Below are 1,171 nucleotides of genomic sequence, written 5' to 3' on the forward strand. Positions count from 1 at the left end.
AGAAAAGAAAAAAGCGATTTAGAAGAAATCTACAACGGATCACTAAACAACCTTGACGATAACGACGTTTTAGTTGGTAAAGTTGTAAGATTAACTGATAAAGAAGCTATCGTAGACATCAACTTCAAATCTGAAGGTGTTATCTCTCTGAACGAATTCCGTTACAACCAAGGCCTGAAAGTAGGTGACGAGGTAGAAGTAATGGTTGACAAGAGAGAAGACAAAACTGGACAATTACAATTATCTCACAGAAAAGCTAGAACGCTTAAAGCTTGGGATAAAGTAAACGAACTTCACGAAACTGGAGAAATCGTTAACGGTTTTGTTAAATCTAGAACTAAAGGTGGTATGATCGTTGACGTTCACGGAATCGAAGCATTCTTACCTGGTTCTCAAATTGACGTTAAGCCAATTAAAGATTACGATCAGTTCGTAGGAAAAACTATGGAGTTCAAAGTTGTGAAAATCAACCCTGAGTTCAAAAACGTAGTAGTATCTCACAAAGCATTGATCGAAGCAGATATCGAAGGTCAGAAAAAAGAAATCATCGCTCAGCTTGAAAAAGGTCAGGTTCTTGAAGGAACTGTTAAGAACATTACTTCTTACGGTGTATTCATTGACTTAGGAGGTGTTGATGGATTGATCCACATTACAGACCTTTCTTGGTCTAGAGTGAACCACCCATCTGAAATCCTAGAGGACGGACAGACTGTAAAAGTTGTAATCCTTGATTTCGATGATGAGAAAACAAGAATCCAATTAGGTATGAAGCAATTAGAAGCTCATCCTTGGGATGCTCTTTCTGCTGACTTGAAAGTAGGTGACAAAGTAAAAGGAAAAGTAGTAGTTCTTGCTGACTATGGTGCATTCGTAGAAATTGCTCCAGGTGTTGAAGGATTAATCCACGTTTCTGAAATGTCTTGGTCTACTCACTTAAGATCTGCTGGAGATTTTGTAAAAGTAGGTGATGAAGTAGAAGCTGAAGTATTAACTTTAGATAGAGAAGAAAGAAAAATTTCTCTTGGTATCAAGCAGTTGTCTAAAGATCCATGGGAAAACATCGAAGCTAAGTATCCGGTAGGATCTCAGCATGTAGGAACTGTAAGAAACTTCACTAACTTTGGTGTATTCGTAGAGTTAGAAGAAGGTATCGACGGATTAATCTACATCT

1 protein-coding gene is annotated in these 1,171 nt (G+C 37.7%); it reads left to right on the plus strand.

Features of this window, described 5'->3' with window-relative positions; genetic code table 11:
• Positions 1-1,171 (plus strand): 30S ribosomal protein S1 (locus GB932_RS21865; RefSeq protein ID WP_156758901.1); only part of this gene is annotated, 1,171 nt, incomplete at both ends.

Source organism: Microbacterium karelineae (genome assembly GCF_009745985.1).
GTDB lineage: Bacteria > Actinomycetota > Actinomycetes > Actinomycetales > Microbacteriaceae > Microbacterium > Microbacterium karelineae.